This is a genomic window from Streptomyces sp. WAC04114 (assembly GCF_019733245.1).
Taxonomy (GTDB): Bacteria; Actinomycetota; Actinomycetes; order Streptomycetales; family Streptomycetaceae; genus Streptomyces; species Streptomyces massasporeus_A.
In genome coordinates, this window is sequence record NZ_JAIGQA010000033.1 from 1 (window position 1) to 20984 (window position 20984).

The window sequence follows — 20984 nt, forward strand, 5'->3', positions numbered from 1 at the left end:
CCCTCCCGCCACCCCTACCGTCGACTTCCGGTCGCGCCCGAAGCCGGCCCCGCTCGCCCCTCCTTGTCGGTGCTTCGGTCACCCGGCCGTCACCAGCGGCATCGCCGGACCCCGCCCCGGCGCTCACCAGCCTGGCCCGCTCCGTCACCCACCGTTTCGGCAAGAAATTCTTGTCCGAATCATTGACGCACTCTCGACCCCTCCGTACCTTGTGCCAGCAAGCGCTTACTTGAAACGATTCATGCGAGCGGGACGACGCGCGGGGAGGTCCAACCGTGGTGAACGGCAGGAATGTTGAGAGACGTACGATCCTGAAGGCGGCCGGAGCCACGGCGGCCACGCTGGGGTTGGCCGCGACGGCCGGGTGCGGTGGCGACGGAGGGGCCTCCGCGGACGGGACGGTGACGATCCGTTATGCGTGGTGGGGTGCGGAAGACCGGGCCGAGAGAATCAACAAGACCATCGCGCTCTTCCACAAGAAGTACCCGAAGATCAAGGTGAAAACGGACTTCCAGCCTTATCTCGACTTCTGGAAGAAGTTCAACACCCAAGCCTCCGGCGGGAATCCGCCGGACGTGTTCCAGAATGCCATCGGCTTCCTCCGGAAATACGACGCGAAGAACGTACTGCTCGATCTCAGCGAGCAGGCCGAGGCCGGCAACCTCCGGATGGAGGGATTCCGCGCGGGCCTTGAGAAGTTCGGTGAGGTCGACGGCAAGCTCCTCGGCGTTCCGGTCGGTTCGAACTCCATGTCCCTGGTCATCGACAAGCCCGTCTACACCCGCGCCGGCATCAAGCCGGAGCAGGGCTGGACCTGGGACGACTTCGACGCGGCGATGAAGAAGATCCGCGACAGGACGGGCCGTGCCGGTGACAGCGGCATGTACGGCGTCATGTACCTCTACGACCTCTACCTGCGCCAGAACGGCAAGGCGTTCTTCACCGAGGACGGACTCGGCTTCAGCGAGGCGGATCTGACGGACTGGTGGACCAAGGCCAGGAAGGGCGTCGAGGAGGGCCTCTACTCCGACCCCAAGAAGGTCGCCCAGATCAAGCCCAAGTCGGCGGTCGCCGCGGAGCTCGCCGGCGGCGAGTTCACCTGGGACAACTTCACCGTCCGTTACACCGCCGAGGGCAAGAGCGAGTACGGCCTCGCCCCCATCCCCACGACGGACGGCAAGAAGACCGGCCAGTACCTCGGCTCCCTGATGCTGAGCGCCTCCAAGCGCACCCGGCACCCCAAGGAAGTCGCCCAGTTCATCGACTTCATGGTGCACGACCCCGAGGTCGCCAAGATCATGGGCTACGACCGGGGCGTGCCCGCGACGCAGGCCCAGTTCGACGCGTACAAGCCGACCGACCCGGTCAACCAGGCGATAGCCGCGTACGAGCAGTCCCTCGTCACGTCCGGCGTTCTCGAGCCCATCACCCCGCACCCGAACGGCGCGGACATCTGCGAGTCGGCGTTCCTGCGCATCGCCGAGGAGTTGGGTCTGGGCAAGAGGTCCGTGGCGGAAGCCGTCAAGCAGTTCTTCACCGAGTCGAAGACGGCTCTCGGCACCTGATGGGAACCACCGTGACACACGCCCCTGCGATGGAGGGCCTGTCCCAGGACTCCGAGCCGCGGCACGGTCCGGTGCAGCCCGAGCGCCCCGCCGCCCTCACGCGGCGGCGGCGCCGGGAGAACCTGGCCGGCTATCTCTTCATGTCCCCCTGGATCGCCGGGTTCCTGCTGCTCACAGCGGGCCCGATGAGCGCCTCGCTCTACTTCGCCTTCACCGACTACAACCTGTTCGACGCGCCCCGGTGGATCGGCCTCGACAACTTCTCCGAGATGTTCGACGATCCGCGCTGGCGCCATTCGGTGCAGGTGACGCTCTGGTACGTCGCCGTCGGCACGCCGCTCAAGCTGATCGCCGCCCTCGGCGTGGCCCTGCTGCTCGCCCAGAGCCGGCGCGGGCAGGCCTTCTACCGGGCCGCCTTCTACGCGCCCTCGCTCATCGGCGCGAGCGTCTCCGTCGCGATCGTCTGGAAGGCGATCTTCTCGGACGACGCGATCGTCGACCGTACACAGGAGATCTTCGGCATCGACGTCGGCGGCTGGACCGGCGATCCGGACATGATCATCTACAGCCTGGTGGCGCTCACCGTCTGGCAGTTCGGCGCCCCCATGGTCATCTTCCTGGCCGGCCTCAAGCAGGTCCCGCGCGAGCTCTACGAGGCGGCCGAGGTCGACGGGGCGGGCACGCTGCGCCGGTTCTGGAACATCACGCTGCCGATGATCTCCCCGGTCCTCTTCTTCAACGTCCTGCTGGAGACGATCCACTCCTTCCAGATCTTCAGCTCGGCGTACATCGTCGGCGGCGGTGCGGGCGGAAACGCCTGCGGTCCGGCCGACGGCTCGATGGTCTACACCTGCTACCTCTACGTCCAGGGCTTCGAGAACAGCCGGATGGGTCTGGCCTCGGCGATGGCCTGGCTGCTGCTCGTCGCGGTCGCCCTGGTGACGGCGGTGCTGTTCTGGTCCCAGAAGCGCTGGGTGCACTACGAGGAGGGCGCCCGATGAGTGCGCAGGCCACCGAGATCGAGCCCACCGGGAGGCTCCGGCACAAGCTGCCCGGCTCCCTCGCCTGGCACATCGGGTCCCTGCTGATCCTCGCGGTGATCCTCTACCCGGTGATCTGGGTGGTCGGCGGGTCCTTCAAGAAGAGCGAGGACATCGTCGGCAGCCTGGACCTCTTCCCGGGCGACCCGGTCATCGCCAACTACACGAGCCTCGCCGACGGCATCGCCGACATCTCCATCTCCACGTTCTTCTTCAACTCGCTCTTCCTCGCGGTCGGTTCCGTCGTCGGCATCCTGGTGTCCTGCTCGCTGACGGCCTACGCCTTCGCCAGGATCAGGTTCGCCGGGCGGAATCTGCTCTTCACGCTGATGATCGGCACGCTCCTGCTGCCGTACCACGTGCTGCTGATCCCGCAGTACGTGCTGTTCCGCAACATGGAGCTGATCAACACCTATACGCCGCTGCTGCTTGGGAAGTACCTGGCCACCGAGGCGTTCTTCGTCTTCCTGATGGTGCAGTTCATGCGCAACATGCCCAAGGAGCTGGACGAGGCGGCCCGGCTCGACGGCTGCGGGCACTTCCGCATCTACTGGTCGATCGTGCTGCCGCTGAGCCGGCCGGCCCTGATCACCAGCGCGATCTTCACGTTCATCAACTCATGGAACGACTTCATGGGGCCGCTGATCTACCTCAACGAGCCCGACAAGTACACGGTCTCGCTCGGCCTGAAGATGTTCGTCGACCAGGAGGGGCTGGCCAACTACGGGGGCATGATCGCCATGTCACTGGTCGCGCTGCTGCCGGTGCTCGCCTTCTTCCTCGCCTTCCAGCGCTATCTGATCGACGGCATGGCCACGTCGGGTCTGAAGGGCTGAGGCGACCATGGCCGGGACACGGGTGAAGGCACGGGGCGAGTCGGTGTTCGCCAAGGGGGCGTCCCCTGCTCGAGCGGAGTCGAGAGCTTGGGGAAGGTTCGCGGTGTTCGCCGAGTGTCTGCTGACCGGGGTGTGGATCGCGGTGGCCTCGCTGGGAGTCGTCACCTACCCCGCCGCGTTCGCCGCCGGGGCGCGGCATCTGCGGCGCAGTACCGCCCATGAGGGCGGCGGTTGGCGGGAGTTCGTCGCCGACTTCCGCACCGCGCTGCGCGGCGGATGGCTCGCCGGGGTCGCCGGGTGGGCGGCGGTGGCCGCGGTCTGGGTGGACGTGCAGGCGGCCCGGGCGGGGATTCCGGGCGGGCCTCTCGTCGGGGCCGTCGGTGTTGCCGCGCTCATCGGGTTCGCCGTGGCCGGGCTGCGGGCGTCGGCGGTCTGGGAGCCGGGCGCACGGTGGCGGACGCTCCTCGCGCACGCCGGGCGCCGTACGGTGCTCGACCCGGCCGGGTCCTTCCTGATCGTCGGCGGGCTGGCCGTGGTGGCCGTGTCCGCCTGGTTCGCCGCGCCGCTGGCGCTCCCCGTCCTCGGGGCCGTGGCGGCGGCGGCCGTCGCCGTGGAGGAGCGGTACCGGCACCGCTGAACGGCGGTGCCCCTCACGTCCCAGGTCGGCGCCCTGGTGCCGCACCTCCTTCTGTCATGCCCCTGACCAGCGAACGGATTCGCTTCCCGCACGGACAAGGAAAGGCTGCATCGCCATGTCTCCCATCCCCCGCAGGTCCCTCCTGAAGGCGGCCGCCGTCACCGGAGCCGTCGCCCAGGTCAGCTGGGCGCTGGGCGCGCACAACGCCCAGGCCGCGCCCGGAGCCGAAGCGGCAGACGCCGACCCGGTGACCCTGGACTGGCTGGAGGACGGCGGCCTCGGCGCCGCACCCGGCTCCACCGTCGGCGTGCCCTGGCCCATGGGCGCGTACCAGAAGGACCAGACCTTCGCGCTGACGGACGCAAGGGGCAAGGCCGTGCCCGTGCAGTCCTGGCCGATCGCCTACTGGCCCGACGGCTCCCTCAAGTGGACCGCGCACGCGGTCGCCTCGGGCGACGGCAAGCTCACCCTCGCCGCCGGGACGCCCGCCGCACCCGAGAACAAGGTCACCGTGCACAAGCGCGGCGGCGCCATCGACATCTCGACCGGCGTCATCACCGCGAGGATCGGCACGTCCGGCTCCACGCTCGTCAAGTCCGTCACCCGGGGCTCCACCGAGATCGCGAAGAACGGCCGGCTGGTGCTGATCCGCCAGCCCGAGATCGAGGACGAGGACCAGGGCGCGGTCAGGACCGAGCGCTTCGACGGCGCGATCTCCAAGGTCGAGGTCGAGCAGGCGGGCCCGGTCCGCGCGGTCGTCCGCATCGACGGCAAGCACCGCAAGGGCGGCCGCAGTTGGCTGCCCTTCTCGATCAGGCTCTACTTCTACGCGGGCGCCGACTCCTTCCGCATGGTGCACACCATCACCTACGACGGCAAACAGGAGCCGGGCAAGGCGAGTGGCGACTTCATCCGCGGCCTCGGCGTCCGCTTCACCGTGCCCCTGCGGGACGAGTCGTACGACCGTCACATCCGCATCGGCGGTGACGGCACGGGGCTGCTGCGCGAGGCCGTCAAGGGGATCACCGGACTGCGCCGGGACCCCGGAGCGGCCGTGCAGGCGGCCCAGTTCGAGGGCAGGAAACTGCCCGACCCCGCCACCTGGGACCAGCGGGTGACGACCCGGCTGCAGTACATCCCCGAGTGGGGCGACTACACCCTCGCGCAACTGTCCGCCGACGGCTTCACGCTGCGCAAGCGCACCAAGAAGGGGCACGGCTGGGTCGCCGCGGGCGGTGGCCGGCGCGCGTCCGGCTTCGGGTACGTGGGCGGGGCGAGCGGTGGGTTCTCCTTCGGGCTGCGCGACTTCTGGGAGAAGTTCCCCGCCCAGCTCGACATCCGGGACGCCCACACCGACGAGGCCGAGGTGACCCTCTGGCTCTGGTCGCCCGAGGCGCAGCCCATGGACCTGCGCTTCTACCACGACGGCATGGGCCAGGACACCTTCCCGGAGCAGCTCGAAGGCCTCAACATCACCTACGAGGACTACGAGCCGGAGTTCGGCACCCCGTACGGCATCGCCCGCACCTCCGAACTCCTCTTCTGGGCCAACGAGACGACCCCGAGCCCCGACCGGTTCGCCGAGCAGATCGAGGCCGTCCGTGTGCTGCCCCAGCTGGCCGCACCGCCCAGGCAGCTCATCAAGGCCAAGGTCTTCGGGCCGGGCCTGTACTCCGAGCCCGACCGCTCCACCCCCGCCAAGGCGAAGATCGAGGACCATCTCGACTTCCTCTTCACCTACTACAAGGACCAGGTGGAGCAGCGCCGCTGGTACGGCTTCTGGGACTACGGCGACATCATGCACACCTACGACACGTTCCGGCACCAGTGGCGGTACGACATCGGCGGCTACGCCTGGGACAACTCCGAGCTGTCGCCGGACCTGTGGCTCTGGTTCGCCTATCTGCGCTCCGGCCGCTCCGACATCTTCCGCTTCGCCGAGGCGATGACAAGGCACACCGGCGAGGTCGACGTCTACCACCTGGGCAAGTGGGCGGGCCTCGGCACCCGGCACGGTGTGCAGCACTTCGCCGACAGCGCCAAGCAGCAGCGCATCGCCAACACCACCTACCGGCGCTACTACTACTTCCTCACGGCGGACGAACGCGTCGGCGACCTCATGCACGCCAACGTCGACTCCGACGAGACGTTCCTCGCCCTCGACCCGCTCCGCAAGATCCGCACCGAGCCGTACACCCCCGACCGGCACGCCCTGTCGATCGGCTTCGGCACGGACTGGAGCGGCCTGGTGTCGGCCTGGCTGACGGAGTGGGAGCGCAAGGGCCCCAAGTGGGAGAAGGCCAAGGCGCGCGTGCTGTCCACGATGGAGACCATCGCCGCCCAGCCCAACGGCTTCGTCCAGGGCAGCGGCCTGTACGACCTCGACACCGGCAGGTTCGCCGTCGCCGGGGCCGCCAAGGTGGAGGTCTCGCACCTCTCGGCCGTCTTCGGCCTGGGCGAGCTGTGCGCCGAGCTCATCGACCTGGTCGACATGCCGAAGTTCAACGAGGCGTACATCGACTACTGCCGCTACTTCAACGCCACCAAGGCCGAGCAGAAGGCCCGCTACGGCTCCGACTTCGGCAGCCTGCTGCTGTTCCAGGGCCACTCGCGCCTCGACGCGTACGCGGCCGTCAGGACCGGCGACGAGAAGCTCGCCGAGCGGGCCTGGGAGAAGTTCTACAACTCCGATGGCTACAAGGAGTCCGCGCCCTGGAAGACGGAGAAGCTGAGCGGCCCGGTCGCGCTGGTGCCCGGCAGCGAGGCCACGTGGGTGTCCACCAACGACACCGCGCTGTACGGCCTCGCGGCCATCGAGAACCTGGCGCTGCTCGGCGACAGGATGCCGTAACGGGCACGGACACGGGCGGGTTCCGGGGCGCCCCCCGGAACCCGTCCGGCTAGTCGATGATCTGGTGGAAGAACAGCACGGCCGGCGCCGTCACCCCGCCGCCCACACTCACCGCGACGGGCCATGTGTTGCCGGCCAGTGCCGACAGGACGGTGGCACCGATGCCGACCAGGGCCGCGAGCAGGAAGACGATGGCGGCGCGCTGGGTGAGGAGCGGGCCGTCCCGGCCGGTGCGCCGACGGTTGGCCTGTGCCACCTGAGTGCTCCCTACCTCACTCCGACAGCGGGCTCGTGCACGGGTACGTCCCACGGATCCTGTGCGGGACGCAGGAGTTCGAAGCGGACACCGTCGCCGTCACCACCCGTCCGGACCCCGTACACGGCGGGTTCGGGCAGGCTGTTGTAGTGGAACGGCGTCGAGAAGTAGTAGGCGCCGGTGTCCGGGACGGTGACGAGGTCACCGGGTTCCAGGAGCGGCAGAGCGCGGTCCCGTGCCAGCAGGTCCCCGGCGAAGCAGGCCGGTCCCGCGATGTCCTGGCGGACCGGCCCGCCCCGCTTGACCTTGCCGCTCGCGTCGTGCGCTTCGATGCGCAGCGGCCAGGCGTCGGGGTTGAACACCGTCCGGGTGGCCACCTGCACACCGGCGTGGGTGACCGCGATCGGCCGGCCGCCCATGCTCTTCGTGTACTCGACGTACGCGGCGATGAACCCGTTCTTGGCGAGGACGGACCGCCCGAACTCGGTGACGATCTCGTACCCGCCGGAGAACAGGGCGGGAGCGTGGGCGCGCAGCTGCCGGACGTACGTGTCGAAGGTCGGCGTGATCTCGTCGTCGGCGAAGTTGACGGGCAGTCCGCCGCCGATGTCGATGCCGACGACCTGGCGCCGCCCGAGCGAAGCGTTGACCTCCTCGGCGAACGCCACGGCCTGCCCGACCCCACCGGCCATGAGATCGAGGGGGCAGCCCTGCGATCCGGCGTGTGTGTGCACCCAGGTCAGCCACGGGTGGTCCCGGTAGGCGCGCAGCAGCCGCTGCCGGCTTCCCGGGTCCGCCAGGGGGACGCCGAACTTCGAGGTGCTCGTCGCCGTGCTCATCGCTGCGATGCTGCCTCCGCCCAGCTGGGAGTTGACCCGCACTCCGATCCGCGAGACCGGGAGGCGGCCGTCCAGTACCCGGTCGATCCTCGCCAGTTCCTGGTGGTTGTCCGCGTTGACGGTCACACCCAGGCCGAGGGCGTGCCGCAGTTCGGCCTCCGTCTTGGCGGGGGAGTCGAAGACGATCCGGTCCGGTGCGAAGCCGGCTGCCAGGGAGCGGGCCAGCTCCCCGGCGGTGGCCACCTCGCAGCCCATGCCGAGCCGCCTCAGCTCCGCCAGCACCGGCACCAGGCAGTTCGCCTTGGCGGCGAACGCGTGCAGGACCGACGGCGTGGAGGGGAAGGCCCGGTGCAGGGACGCGACGGTCGCGGCGACGCCGTCGAGGTCGACGAAGGCGGCCAGCCGGGACCGCTCGGCGTCCAGCAGTTGTTGCCGCACCGCTTCCTGGAGGATCCGTTCGCGCCGTTCTGCGGCGGGGGTCAGTCCGGTCATGGTGAGCCTTCCGGTGTCGTACGCGCAGCGCCCGGGACCGCCCCGGGTGGAACACCAGGCTGCGGCCCGCACCGGGACGGCGTCTTCGTCGAGTCGTCAAAGACACGGGGCTCACCCACGGCGGTTGGACGCAACAACTCCTCTGTGAGGATCAGGCGTTGTGCGATGCGACAACGGGGAGGCCCTTCGATGGTGGCCCCGGCTGAACGGCGCCGGGCACGTGCCCGCTCGCGACCCGGTGCCGGACGCTCAGGGGCGTACGCCGTCGGCCTCTCCACCCAGCCGCAACTGCACCTGGGCGAGCAGCCGGGCGTCGGGACTCTCCAGGTCCAGCCCCGACACCTGCCGGATCCGGCGCAACCGGTAGCGCAGACTGTTGGCGTGCACGCCCAGCGCGCGCGAGGCGGCGGACACGTCTCCGAAGTGGTCGAGGTAGGCGCGCAGGGTCTCCACCAGACAACTGCCGCCGTGCTCCGCGTCGAACTCCCTCAGCCGGGCCACCGAGGTCCGCGGCGGCAGCGTCACCTCGCGCAGGGCATCGACGACCTGGAGGATGCCCACGGTGTCCGCGACGTCCTCGCACCGCGCGACGGTGTGCGGTCCGGCGGCCGCGATGAGCGCCCGCAGGGCCCGCTCGGCCGACCGGCGTGACGCGGGTGCCCCTGCCAGGCCGGGGACCACGTCGCCGAGCCCCACCTTCACCGCCGCACCGGTCGCCCCCGACAGCTGATCGGCCAGTGCGTTCCCGAGCCGCCTGACCTGGCCCTCGGCCCGCTCGGCGGCACGTTCCAGCCCGCCCAGCAGCACCAGGGTCCCGCCGGCCGCCGGTACCACCACGACGCGGTGGCCGAGGGCCGCGCAGTGCAGGGTCAGCAACCCGTACAGTCCGGACGGGCCGTCGTCCGCGGAGCGGCCGGGCCCGGTGCCCACCGCCAGGACGGCACAGGGCTCCCGGGGCGGCAGCGAAGCCCGCTGCGCGAGCACCTCGACCGATCCACGGTCCTCCAGCAGCGCCCGGGCCGCATCCTCCACCAGCCGGCCGTCCGAGCTGTGGGTGCGGTGATGCAGCAGGTGGGCGGCGGCGGTCCGGGCCGCCGCGCGCAGCGTCTCCGCGGCGTTCGGCGACAACGGGCGACCGGCCACCGCCGCCACCCAGATGGACCCGAGCGCCTCTCCGCCCGCCAGCACGGCGCCGACCAGACGCTCCGGATCCTGCCCGTGGGCGGGCCGGTGCAGCACGTCGCCCGCACCCCACAGCGCCTGGAAGAACCCCGCCTCCCGCATGGCCGCCACCCGCCAGGGCGGCACCCGGCGGCCGAGGATGGTCAGCCGGCGCATCTCGTCCACGTTCTCCTCGGTGGACGAGTACGCCAGCACCCGCGACTCCGTGTCCTCGATCGTCACCGAGCCTCCCACCAGGGTGGCCACCGCGTCGGCCAGCGCATCCAGATCGCCCAGGGGCACGCCGCTGGTGGCGGGCATCGGCGGAGTTCCCGCTGCGGCCAGCCCGGCCCTCAGCACCCCCACGAGCTGCGCCCAGGTGCACCAGGCGGTGCGGAAGAGCACCGCCGTGCCGCTCTCCTCGGCTGCCGTCTGCAACGCCCGCGCCGTGGGCTCCGGCCGTCCCGGGCCGAACACCACACCCGCCGCACCGGCTTCACCGGCCCGGCGCACCACGTCGACCGCATGCGCCGATCCCCGGTCCACGCCGATCGCGAGCAGTAACTCCCGTGGCCTGATGACCGGTTCCAGGGCGTCCAGCACATGCACACCGGAGACCTGCGTCCGCAGTCCCCGCGGGGCCGTGTGCAACTCCACGGCTCCCACCCCCACCACCGACAGCAGACGCTCCAACGTCCCCTCGTCCGCGGCGCCCGCACCCCGGCCCGACGCTTCTCCCGATTCCGTCATGATGCCTCTCCCGCCCCCAGCCCGACCGTGCCCGCCCTCGCCTCGGCCGATCGGAGAACGTATGACATCACGGGACTTGTCCGCGGTCGAGACGGCCTTGACGCGCCTAGTCCATCCTTCCCAGAACTTCCCGCACCCGCCGGACGTCCCGGATCCGCTGCTCGTACGTCGCCCCGAGGGCGAGCAGCAGGAGTCCGGCGAGGGCGGGAGGCGCCCAGCGGGGGAGCGCCCCCGTCACCTGCACGACGTACGGGGCGAGTTCGTGCAGCGTGACCAGGGCCAGCACCGAGCCGCCGAGCACCAGCGGCGCCCCCAGGTGGTACCGGGCACCCAGCAGGGTGACCAGCAGCGCCGCGACGCCCAGCAGCAGCGGGCGCGTCCAGTGCGGATCGGCCCAGGCCGCGACGAGGCTCGGCAGGAGCGTGGCGGCGAGCCCGGGGCCGTACGCCGTCCAGGAGGAGGCCTGCGGGTCACGGCGCCGGCGCAGCGCTCCGACGAGCAGCGCCGGGACGGTCACCGCAAGCGTGTACGCCTCGGGCGTGCCGACGTCCCAGGCGGCCAGGCGCACCCACGCGGCCAGGACGAACAGGGCCGTGGCCGCGTAGCCGACGGGACGCCGCTCGGCACGCAGGGCCGTGCCCGCGGCGATCACCCCGCACAGGGCCAGCACCAGCGCGAGCATCGGCGGGTCGGTGACGGCGAGCGCCACGGCGAACAGGCCGAGCGCGGCCCCCACGCCCTCGACGGGCACCGTCGCCCGGGAGGCGCCCAGCCGCGCCGCCAGCAGGGCGGCGGCAGCGGGAACCAGCAGCACCAGCAGGGCGGTTCGGGCCGCGGGCCAGTGCGCGGCGGCACCGGACGCCGAGGCCAGCGCGGCCGCGTACACGAGAGCGGCCGGAGCCGTGAACGGCGCGACACCCGCCCGCCACGAGGCCGTGGCGAACAGCACCGTCAGCCCGGACAGCACGACGAGGGTCGCGGACTGGGACGCGAGGGAGACCAAGGTGAGGCCGGCGGCCGTGACCAGGGCCAGGACGAGGGCCGTGACCTGCGCGGCCGACGCCGTGACCCGGCACGCGTACAGCGCCGCCGCCGTCATGACGCCCAGGACCAGCAGACCGGCGGCGTACGGGATCTCCAGGACCGCGGGGAGTATCAGCGACGTGGCCCAGAGCAGCCCGAGCGCACCGAGCCGGGCCCGCGGACGCCACACCCCCACAGGGACCGCCAGGGCGAGCACCGCCGCCACGCCCACCAGCACGACCGGAGCCACCACCGCGTCCGCCGGCCAGGGCGCCTCGACGAGCACCGCCGTACGGGCATCCGCCGGCGCACCACGCCACACCTGGCCCAGCCAACCGGCCGGGCCCAGCAGCACCACGGCGACGACGGGCAGCGTCCACAGCACCGCCAGCGCCTGCACGGCACCGGAGGCCCACGCGAAGCCCGCCCGCATCGCCTCCGGCAGCCGTCCGGCCCGCACCGCCGCCAACAGGGCCACACCGACGGCCAGATGAGCAGGAACCGTCCACTCGGACGGCAGCCCGGAGCGCGCCACCCCACCGAGCGCGGCCACGACCAGCAGACCGGCCGTGATCGCGAGACCGAGGGCGTGGCCGACGCCCGGCCCCCGCCGGGCCGCGCCCAGGGCGATCGCCGCCGCGAGCAGGAGCAGCGCCCCGGCGCGGGAGGCCTCACCCGGGCCGCCGGCCGTCAAGGACAGCCAGCCGGCACCCAGAACGCCCCAGCCGCCCATGCCGTAGGCACCGACGACGGCGGTGACCCGCACCGACCCGGCCGCCAACCGCGCCACCGCCATCGCGTCGAGCCCGGCCGTCACCAGCAGCGCGGCAGCGATCGTGTACGGACTCACGTCGGCGGCCAGGGCCCACAGCAGCAGCGGGAACTGGGCCGCGGCCAGGGCGGAGGGCAGGGGCAGGCGCAGCGCGGACGTGAGCGGCAGCAGGCCGTACGCCGACCAGGTCGCCGCCAGCACCGCCGACGCGGCGGCCGCGTACCCGGTCCCGTCCGTCCCGGAGAGGGCCGCCGCGTGCAGCGCGTAGGCGTCCAGGACGGTCAGGGCGAGCCCGAGGCCCGCCACGGACTCCGCCGTCGACCGCAGCCCCCGCTTCAACAGGACCACGGGGGCGGCGAGCGTGGCCAGCGTGACCGCGCCGAGCACCAGGGCCCGCCCGGCGATCCCCATCTGCCCCCAGCTGACCAGCGTGAACACCGCCGCCGCGAGTGTGAGCAGGACGCCGCCGAGGACCAGCAGCACGTTCTGCACGCTGGGTGCCGCCGTCTCGGGGCGCGGCGATGCCGTGATCGGGGGCTGCGCGGAGGCCCAGGGCCGCGACTGCTGCCGCGTCTGCTGCAGGGCCGCGACCAGCCAGGCGCGGCGGGTCAGCAACTGCGAGCGCCGGGCGTCCAGTTGCCGGAGTTCGGCGTCGAGGAGCCGCAGTTCCTCGGCCGGGGGCGGAAGGTGGGTCATGCATCGCAGTGTGGTCCGCGTCACCCGGCACGGCATGAGTGCGGGTACTCAGGCGCGTACTCAGACAGTCCCCGCCGTAAGTGGGCAGACTGCCGGGATGGACTGGAACCATTACCGCTTCCGCAGTCTGTGGCCCCTGCCCGCACCCGTCGCCACCGTCTACGACGTGCTGGAACGCCCCGAGGACTACCCGAGCTGGTGGCGCCAGGTTCGGGAGGTGACCCGCCTCGACGACACCACCGGGGTGATCCGCGTCCGCTCCGTCCTGCCGTACGACATGACCTTCACGGCGCGCGAAGTACGGCGCGACCGCGCCGCCGGTGTGCTCGAGACCGCCCTGTCCGGAGACATCGAGGGCTGGGCACGCTGGACGGTCACGCCGCACGGGACGGGCAGCCTCGCGCGGTACGACCAGGTCGTCAGCGTGAACAAGCCGCTGCTGCGGCGGCTCGCCGTGCCGGGACGGCCCGTCTTCCGCGCCAACCACGCGCTGATGATGCGGTCCGGGCGGCGCGGACTCCGCAGGCGCCTCGAAGCGGTTTGAAGGAAGCGTGCCCGGACCTGTATGGTTCAGTGCGTTCCCGGGCGATTAGCTCAGTGGGAGAGCGCTTCGTTCACACCGAAGAGGTCACTGGTTCGAACCCAGTATCGCCCACCGGAAACAGCCGGTCCGTCACAGACGGACCGGTTTTTTCATGCCCGCGCGGGCCCCGCGCCGACTCCTCAGGCAGCCGCCGCCGGCAGATCCGGACGCAGCGGCCACGCCGGGTCGACCGACTCGTCCACACCGCTGCGCGCGAACCACGCCTGCAGGCCCCGCGCCTGGGCCGCGTGCCACACCGCCTGCAGGGTGTGCAGCTCACCCGGGGCCAGACGCTCCAGCCGGGATGCGAACCGGCGGCCCACCGCCCGCGTGACTTCCAGCGCCGCCACGGCGTCGGCCGCCGCGTCGTGCGCGCCCTCCAGGGCGACGCCGTAGTGCGCACACAGGTCGGTCAGGGTGCGACGGCCCTTGCGGTAGCGGTCCAGATGCTTGTCCAGGACCCGCGGGTCCAGCACGGACAACGGCGCCGACTCGAACCAGCGCCCGAGCGCCGAGGCGCGATGACGGCGCAACTCCCGGTCCAGCAGGGTCAGATCGAACGGCGCGTTCATCACCACCACCGGCCGCCCGGCGTGCGCCTGCTCGGCGAGCGCCTGCGCTATCTCGTGCATCACCGGCGCCGGCCACCGGCCGTTGCGCTGCAGGTGCTCCTCCGTCAGTCCGTGCACCGCCGTCGCCTCGGCGGGCACCGGCACCCCGGGGTTCACCAGCCAACGGCTCACCCGCGGCCGGACACCCGGCGCATCCTGGACGACCACGGCGGCCGACACGATCCGGTCGGTCTCGACGTCGACGCCCGTCGTCTCCGTGTCGAAGGCGGCCAACGGCCCCTCGTACCAGCACGTCGTCATAGCCACACAACCCCTCGTTCACCTTCGGCAGTTGACGCACCGTCCGCTGCCCGATCCGGTGATACCCGGGCTGTTTGCGCCGTACGCCGGAAGGAGACAACAGGAGTACGGGTTGGTGCAGTTCAGCGGCCCGCAGCGGGGAATCACTTGTTCTGGAAGGCTGTTGGCCATGGCCATTGCGCAGCCCGAACGGGGCGGGCTGCTGCCCGAGCGCACGGCTCCCTCTCGCGGCACTCTCGCCACCACCGCCTGCATGGAGACACTGCAGGTCGGCTATCTGCACGCCGTCGCGGCGGCCGCCGGCTGCTCGCTGTCCCAGCCCTTTCCCGACAACGGGATCGACTGGCACGTCAGCCACAGCGCCCCCGGGCACACGGTCGACGACGAGGTCACCATCAAGGTGCAGCTCAAGGCCACCTACCAGGTGCCGCCCAACCCACCGGGCCGCACCTTCTCCTTCACGCTCGACAACGACCACCTGGCGAAGCTCGCCCGCACCCCCGTGTCGGTGCACAAGATCCTGGTGGTGATGCTGGTGCCGCGCACGCAGGACGACTGGCTGCGCGCCAGCCACGACCGGCTCGACCTCAGGCACTGCTGCTACTGGACCAACCTCGCCGGACAGCCGATCACCGGCCGCCGCCGCACCACCGTGCGGATACCGACCTCGCGCATCTTCGACGACCGGGCCCTCTGCGAGATCATGACGCGGGTCGGGACGGGAGGGAAACCGTGACGCACCGTCCGACCGAGGAGCTACTGAGGCAGGTCCGGCCGCACCCCGCCGACGCCACCTGGAGCGACCCGCCGCCCGAGCCCGGCGACGTCGACCCGGCCGTGCTCGGCGCCCTGCTGCGCCGGCACGGCTGGCAGCGGCGCGGCGGCGCTCCCGGACGCTACGGCCGCTGGACCCCGCCCGGCCCCGGCAGCGGCGGCACCAGCCTCCTGGTGCCCGAGAGCCGCGCCTTCCCCGACAGCGACGACTTGCTCGGAGAGGCCCTGCTCGCCCTGTCCCGCAGCGGCTCGCCCTCCGCCCGCGAGGTCCTCGTCTCGCTCGCCGTGCCCAGCGACGAGATCCGCTGGTGGCACGACGTCCCCGCAGGGCCCGCCGGCGCGGCCTCCTGGACCGTCGAGGACCGCCTGCGCGGCGCCGCCCGCCGGATGCTGCTCGCCGCGGCCCTCGCCACCCGCGCCCGGGCCGGCTACCACGGCGCCCGCCACCGCCGCTCCGCCGCCGCGGCCCTGGAGAACGTCCTCGTCGGCTCCGCGGCCGACGGGAGGCTCACGGCCTTCGTCCCGGTCGCCGGCGGCCGCCCCCTCGCCGTCCGCCTCCACCAGGCCCTGTACGCCGCCCGGGAGGCCATCGACTACCAGCGGGCCACCGGCGGGATGGACGCCTTCGACGCCGCCGTCGAGGCAGGGGTGAGCCACGAGCTCACCGAGGCGCTCGTCGCCCTCATCCGGGGCACGGAGGGCGCCCGGATCGCCGTCGAGTGGGCCCCCGCGGCCGGGGTGCCCGAGGGCTGCGCGCCCTCCGCCGAGCCCGTCGAGTTCTCGCCCGGCGACCTGGCCGTGCTGCGCGAGGCGGGCGCCCGCTACCTGCGCGAAGAACCCGCCGTCCCGGTGCGGATCACGGGAGCGGTGCTACGGCTGCGCAGGTCCGGGCCGCGCGGCGACGGCACGGTGCGGCTGCGCGTGCTGTCCGGGGCCGACGTGCCGAACGTCCGGATCACCCTCGACGAGGAGGCCTACCGGATCGCCGGGCACGCCCACCTCGTCGGCCTCCCGGTACGGGTGCAGGGGCGGCTGGAGAGCAGGGGCGGATTCCGCCGCCTCACCGGAGCCCACGGCGTCGTCCCCGTCCAGGTCGACGACGCCGAACGGGACCGGCTGATGAAGGAGCTCCACGAGAACCTCGACTTCTTCGAGGAGGCCTGCGGAGGAGACTGAAGGAGCCTGGGGAGCGGATCGCGGCAGCCTGCCGGGAGGGGACGTCGGCGGCCTCCGGAGGGGACCGCGGGGATTGATTTCGCGTAGGGCGGTCCCGGGTCGGTACGATCCTTACTCGTGCGCGCGCTCGGGTATGGCGCCGCAGCCCCCTTCAGTCAGGAGAGACCGGTGTCAGACGTCCGTGTGATCATCCAGCGCGATTCCGAGCGGGAAGAACGCGTGGTGACGACGGGCACTACGGCCGCCGAGCTCTTCGCCGGCGAGCGCTCGATCATCGCCGCGCGTGTGGCCGGCGAGCTCAGGGACCTGTCGTACGCCCTGTCCGACGGCGACGAGGTCGAGGGCGTCGAGATCTCCTCCGAGGACGGCCTGAACATCCTGCGCCACTCCACCGCGCACGTCATGGCGCAGGCCGTGCAGGAGCTCTTCCCCGAGGCCAAGCTCGGCATCGGCCCGCCCGTCAAGGACGGCTTCTATTACGACTTCGACGTCGAGAAGCCCTTCCACCCCGATGACCTCAAGGCCATCGAGAAGAAGATGCAGGAGATCCAGAAGCGCGGCCAGCGCTTCTCCCGCCGTGTCGTCACCGACGACGAGGCCCGCGAGGAACTGGCCGACGAGCCGTACAAGCTGGAGCTGATCGGCCTCAAGGGCTCCGCCTCGCACGACGACGGCGCGGACGTCGAGGTCGGCGCCGGCGAGCTGACGATCTACGACAACCTGGACGCCAAGACCGGTGACCTGTGCTGGAAGGACCTCTGCCGCGGTCCCCACCTGCCCACCACCCGGAACATCCCGGCGTTCAAGCTGATGCGCAACGCGGCCGCCTACTGGCGCGGCAGCGAGAAGAACCCCATGCTCCAGCGCATCTACGGCACCGCCTGGCCCACCAAGGACGAGCTGAAGGCGCACCTGGAGTTCCTCGCCGAGGCCGAGAAGCGCGACCACCGCAAGCTCGGCAGCGAGCTCGACCTGTTCTCCGTCCCGGAGCAGATCGGCTCCGGCCTCGCCGTCTTCCACCCCAAGGGCGGCATCATCCGCCGGGTCATGGAGGACTACTCGCGGCGCCGCCACGAGGAGGAGGGCTACGAGTTCGTCTACACCCCGCACGCCACCAAGGGGAAGCTCTTCGAGACCTCGGGCCACCTGGACTGGTACGCCGACGGCATGTACCCGCCCATGCAGCTCGACGAGGGCGTGGACTACTACCTCAAGCCCATGAACTGCCCGATGCACAACCTGATCTTCGACGCGCGCGGGCGCTCCTATCGTGAACTGCCGCTGCGCCTCTTCGAGTTCGGGACCGTGTACCGGTACGAGAAGTCCGGCGTCGTGCACGGCCTGACCCGCGCCCGCGGCTTCACCCAGGACGACGCGCACATCTACTGCACCCGCGAGCAGATGTCGGAGGAGCTCGACAAGACGCTCACCTTCGTCCTCGGCCTGCTGCGCGACTACGGCCTGACCGACTTCTACCTGGAGCTGTCCACCAAGGACCCGGAGAAGTTCGTCGGCTCGGACGAGGCCTGGGAAGAGGCCACGGAGACGCTGCGCCAGGTCGCCGAGAAGCAGGGCCTGCCCCTCGTCCCCGACCCGGGCGGCGCCGCCTTCTACGGCCCGAAGATCTCCGTCCAGACCAAGGACGCCATCGGCCGGACCTGGCAGATGTCGACGATCCAGCTCGACTTCAACCTGCCGGAGCGCTTCGACCTGGAGTACACCTCCGCGGACGGCTCCAAGCAGCGCCCCGTCATGATCCACCGCGCGCTGTTCGGCTCCATCGAACGCTTCTTCGCGGTCCTCCTGGAGCACTACGCGGGTGCCTTCCCGGCGTGGCTGGCCCCGGTCCAGGCGGTCGGCATCCCGATCGGCGACGCTCACGTGGAGTACCTGGAGAAGTTCGCCGCCGCGGCCAAGAAGAAGGGCCTGCGCGTCGAGGTCGACTCCTCCTCCGACCGCATGCAGAAGAAGATCCGCAACGCCCAGAAGCAGAAGGTGCCCTTCATGGTCATCGCGGGCGACGAGGACATGTCCCACGAGTCCGTCTCCTTCCGCTACCGCGACGGCTCGCAGGAGAACGGCATCCCCTTCGACGAGGCCATCGCGAAGATCCTGAAGGTCGTCGAGGAGCGCGCTCAGGTCTGATCGCACGGTGCGAAGGCCCCCGGGGAGATCCGGGGGCCTTTGCCGTACCCCCAGCTCGACGCCATATGCTGCACTGCATGACGAGTGAGCCGGAGCAGCAGCTGGGAGTAGGGACGCAGGACGCGTTCCAGCGTCTGTGGACACCCCATCGGATGGCCTACATCCAGGGCGAGAACAAGCCGACCGGCCCGGGTGCGGGCGACGGCTGCCCCTTCTGCTCGATCCCGGCCAAGTCCGACGAGGACGGGCTCGTCGTCCGGCGCGGCGAACAGGTCTACGCGGTGCTCAACCTCTACCCGTACAACGGCGGGCACCTGATGACCGTGCCCTACCGGCACGTCGCCGACTACACCGACCTCACGGCGGGGGAGACCGCCGAGCTGGGCGAACTCACCAAGCAGGCCATGACCGCCCTGCGCACGGCCTCCGGCGCCCACGGCTTCAACATCGGCATGAACCAGGGCACGGTCGCGGGCGCGGGCATCGCCGCGCACCTGCACCAGCACATCGTGCCGCGCTGGGGCGGGGACACGAACTTCATGCCGGTGGTCGGGCACACGCGGGTGCTGCCGCAGCTGCTCGCGGACACGCGGAAGATGCTGGCGGAGTCCTGGCCGTCCTAAAGCGCGGGCATGCGTGCCGCCCGGGGCGGCACGGGTGGGCGCGGCGGCACCCTGGAGCGCCGGGCTGCGCACCCCGCGCCTCAGCAACAACGCCGGGCACCTCACCGGCTAGGCGTCGTACACATCCGCCTTCTTCGGCGAAGCCTCCTGCACCGACCCGCTGAGCGCCGCCGACCGGGACCCGAACTTCTCCACGTCCACCCCGTTCTCCCGCAGCACCTTCAGCGCCGCCGAGTGCACCACCCGCAGCACCGGCGTGGCCGCGCGCAGCGCGTCGTCGGCCATGAAGCGGTGCCGCCACGGCTGGTCGGCCCACGCGTGCCGCAGACCGAACGGCTCGGGCAGCGTCAGACTGCCGCCGAGCCAGTTCAGCAGCGGCGGGTACCAGGTCAGCGGGGCGCGCGCGGCCAGCCGTACCACCTCGTCGGCGTCGATCAGCGGCAGCTTCACGGTGCGGGTCTCCCAGAACCGCAGAGCCTTCTGCACCGCCTTCTCCCTGGCCGCCGGCTTCTCGTTGAACAGGGGGTTGACCGGCCCCAGCGCGTGCCCGGTGACCTCGATGCGCAGCGTGTCGTGCAGCACGGTCACCGTGATCAGCATCGTGATCACCAGGTGGCCGTCCCACAGGGTCCACTGCACGCCCAGGTAGTGCCGGTCGCCGCTGCCGAACTGCTGCTTGTTGCAGATGTCCTGGACTGCGTGCGTCCGGACCGTGTACGCGTCGACGTCCGTGCCGCTCGGCCGGGACACCTCCGTCGCCTTCTCGCCGATCGGCGTGACGATCCAGTGCGTGATGGACGGCTTGGGGAAGCCGCCGGTGTTGATCGACGTGCGCTCCAGCATGCCGAGACCGCCCTGGATCGCCACGATGACGTCCCAGCTGCGGAAGGGGTGGAACTCCTTGCCCGGCTCGGCGGAGACCAGTTCCTCGGCCAGCTGCCAGCTGCCCCAGCGCGTGCCCATGCCGAGTATGCCCTTGGGGCCCGCGTAGAAGACCGAGTTGGACCGCTGCTCGGCGGCGAGACGGGCCAGTTCCTTGCGGACCTGCTCGGCCGCGTCACCGGGATTGCCGGGCACGGCCTCGGGGATCTTGGCGCCGACGCCACCGCCCGACAGCAGACTCGACCAGCGCTCCCGCAGGTCACGGGCCGTCCGCTCGCAGATCTGCTTCGCCCAGAACCAGCCGACCACCGGCATGATCACCGCCGCGCGCCCGTACAGGGCCCAGAAGCCGGTGAACGGCATGCGGATCAGGAACAGCACGGCCAGCGCGCCCACCGCGACGAGCAGCGTCGTGGCCAGGGCGCCGGTCCGCTTGTCCTCGCGCTTGGCCATGGTAGTGCGCAGCGTGAACACCAGCAGCCACACGAGGAAGCCCGGCAGGAACAGCAGTCCGCAGATCACCGTGATCGCCGAGAGCCGGTTGTCGCGGTCGCGGCGGATGCGGTGGGCCGCCAGGCAGTGCTCCACGACGACCTGCGGCTCGATGCCGAAGGACTGGATGACCGGATTGCGCCCGGCTCCCAGCATCCGGTCGATCACCGCACGGGAGAACGCCTCGCCGAACCTGGGCCGGAAGATCTTCGCCCAGGAGCGCGGGGGAGTCACCTTCGACTGGTGCCACTCGTTGTCGGCCTTCAGGATCTTGGTGACCTCGTCGTCCCGGTACGCCGCCGCGGCCAGGGCGTAGGTCGCCGCCGTCTGGCCGCTCGCACCCGCCAGGGGCACCTGCGCTCCCGGGCTGAAGTCGAATCCGTCCGTCACTGCCGCCCCCATCGCTGCCGCATCCGCATCTGCGGCCTTCCCGACTTCCGCGCTCCGCACACCTGTTGATCAGGTCATCAGCGTATCCGTCCGCACCGTCGGACGGGGGCGGGCCGCCCGTCAAGCCGC

Annotated in this window: 16 protein-coding genes and 1 tRNA gene; 11 read left to right on the plus strand and 6 right to left on the minus strand. The window is 71.3% G+C overall.

Annotated features, from left to right (window positions below; genetic code table 11):
* Positions 1–275 precede the first annotated feature (275 nt).
* The 5 genes from K4G64_RS12030 (at position 276) to K4G64_RS12050 (ending at position 6929) form a co-directional block, all read left to right on the plus strand.
* On the plus strand, positions 276–1565 hold the full coding sequence (locus tag K4G64_RS12030) for an ABC transporter substrate-binding protein (protein ID WP_221756021.1): 1290 nt from the start codon (positions 276–278) through the stop codon (positions 1563–1565).
* Complete coding sequence (locus tag K4G64_RS12035; RefSeq protein WP_221756022.1) at positions 1565–2566, plus strand: carbohydrate ABC transporter permease; 1002 nt, start codon at positions 1565–1567, stop codon at positions 2564–2566. Before K4G64_RS12030 ends, K4G64_RS12035 begins: the two co-directional genes overlap by 1 nt.
* Complete coding sequence (locus K4G64_RS12040) at positions 2563–3441, plus strand: carbohydrate ABC transporter permease (protein WP_221756023.1); 879 nt, start codon at positions 2563–2565, stop codon at positions 3439–3441. The genes K4G64_RS12035 and K4G64_RS12040 overlap by 4 nt, the downstream gene beginning before the upstream one ends.
* Before the next feature lie 7 nt (positions 3442–3448).
* Positions 3449–4078, plus strand: a complete 630-nt coding sequence (locus K4G64_RS12045; protein ID WP_221756024.1) for a hypothetical protein — start codon at positions 3449–3451, stop codon at positions 4076–4078.
* A 115-nt stretch (positions 4079–4193) separates the two neighbouring features.
* A complete protein-coding gene (locus K4G64_RS12050; RefSeq protein ID WP_221756025.1) occupies positions 4194–6929 on the plus strand; it encodes a Tat pathway signal sequence domain protein in 2736 nt (911 codons plus the stop codon).
* Positions 6930–6978: 49 nt separating this feature from the next.
* Here K4G64_RS12050 and K4G64_RS12055 read toward each other — a convergent pair whose 3' ends face one another.
* The 4 genes from K4G64_RS12055 to K4G64_RS12070 all read right to left on the minus strand — a co-directional run bounded on the left by K4G64_RS12055 (position 6979) and on the right by K4G64_RS12070 (position 12918).
* Positions 6979–7185 carry a hypothetical protein gene (locus K4G64_RS12055; protein ID WP_053668272.1) on the minus strand — a complete coding sequence of 69 codons (207 nt, stop codon included), beginning with the start codon at positions 7183–7185 and terminating at the stop codon, positions 6979–6981.
* Positions 7186–7196: 11 nt separating this feature from the next.
* Complete coding sequence (locus tag K4G64_RS12060; RefSeq protein ID WP_221756026.1) at positions 7197–8516, minus strand: diaminopimelate decarboxylase; 1320 nt, start codon at positions 8514–8516, stop codon at positions 7197–7199.
* Between the two features lie 249 nt (positions 8517–8765).
* On the minus strand, positions 8766–10427 hold the full coding sequence (locus tag K4G64_RS12065) for a PucR family transcriptional regulator (protein ID WP_221756027.1): 1662 nt from the start codon (positions 10425–10427) through the stop codon (positions 8766–8768).
* Positions 10428–10533: 106 nt separating this feature from the next.
* Positions 10534–12918 (minus strand): SCO7613 C-terminal domain-containing membrane protein, encoded by a 2385-nt coding sequence (locus K4G64_RS12070; RefSeq protein WP_260460360.1) that lies wholly within the window; start codon positions 12916–12918, stop codon positions 10534–10536.
* A 97-nt stretch (positions 12919–13015) separates the two neighbouring features.
* Between K4G64_RS12070 and K4G64_RS12075 the strand changes: the two genes are divergently transcribed.
* Both K4G64_RS12075 and K4G64_RS12080 read left to right on the plus strand, forming a co-directional pair.
* Positions 13016–13462, plus strand: coding sequence for an SRPBCC family protein (locus K4G64_RS12075; protein WP_221756029.1), 447 nt, complete (start codon positions 13016–13018; stop codon positions 13460–13462).
* A gap of 39 nt (positions 13463–13501) precedes the next feature.
* A tRNA-Val gene (locus K4G64_RS12080) sits at positions 13502–13573 on the plus strand.
* A gap of 68 nt (positions 13574–13641) precedes the next feature.
* Here the strand turns inward: K4G64_RS12080 and K4G64_RS12085 are convergent.
* Positions 13642–14373 (minus strand): 3'-5' exonuclease, encoded by a 732-nt coding sequence (locus K4G64_RS12085; protein WP_221756056.1) that lies wholly within the window; start codon positions 14371–14373, stop codon positions 13642–13644.
* A 169-nt stretch (positions 14374–14542) separates the two neighbouring features.
* Between K4G64_RS12085 and K4G64_RS12090 the strand changes: the two genes are divergently transcribed.
* The 4 genes from K4G64_RS12090 (at position 14543) to K4G64_RS12105 (ending at position 19091) form a co-directional block, all read left to right on the plus strand.
* The gene (locus K4G64_RS12090; protein WP_221756030.1) at positions 14543–15109 is read left to right on the plus strand and encodes a DUF4365 domain-containing protein; all 567 of its coding nucleotides are present in this window, start codon (positions 14543–14545) and stop codon (positions 15107–15109) included.
* Positions 15106–16323: a hypothetical protein gene (locus K4G64_RS12095; RefSeq protein ID WP_221756031.1), complete on the plus strand. Its 1218-nt coding sequence runs from the start codon at positions 15106–15108 to the stop codon at positions 16321–16323. The genes K4G64_RS12090 and K4G64_RS12095 overlap by 4 nt, the downstream gene beginning before the upstream one ends.
* A gap of 168 nt (positions 16324–16491) precedes the next feature.
* Complete coding sequence (thrS, locus tag K4G64_RS12100; RefSeq protein WP_221756032.1) at positions 16492–18468, plus strand: threonine--tRNA ligase; 1977 nt, start codon at positions 16492–16494, stop codon at positions 18466–18468.
* Between the two features lie 65 nt (positions 18469–18533).
* Entirely contained in the window at positions 18534–19091 is a 558-nt protein-coding gene (locus K4G64_RS12105; protein WP_161364015.1) for an HIT domain-containing protein, read from the plus strand.
* Positions 19092–19199: 108 nt separating this feature from the next.
* On the opposite strand, the gene K4G64_RS12110 is transcribed toward K4G64_RS12105, so the two are convergent.
* Positions 19200–20867, minus strand: a complete 1668-nt coding sequence (locus tag K4G64_RS12110) for a hypothetical protein (protein WP_221756033.1) — start codon at positions 20865–20867, stop codon at positions 19200–19202.
* Positions 20868–20984 lie beyond the last annotated feature (117 nt).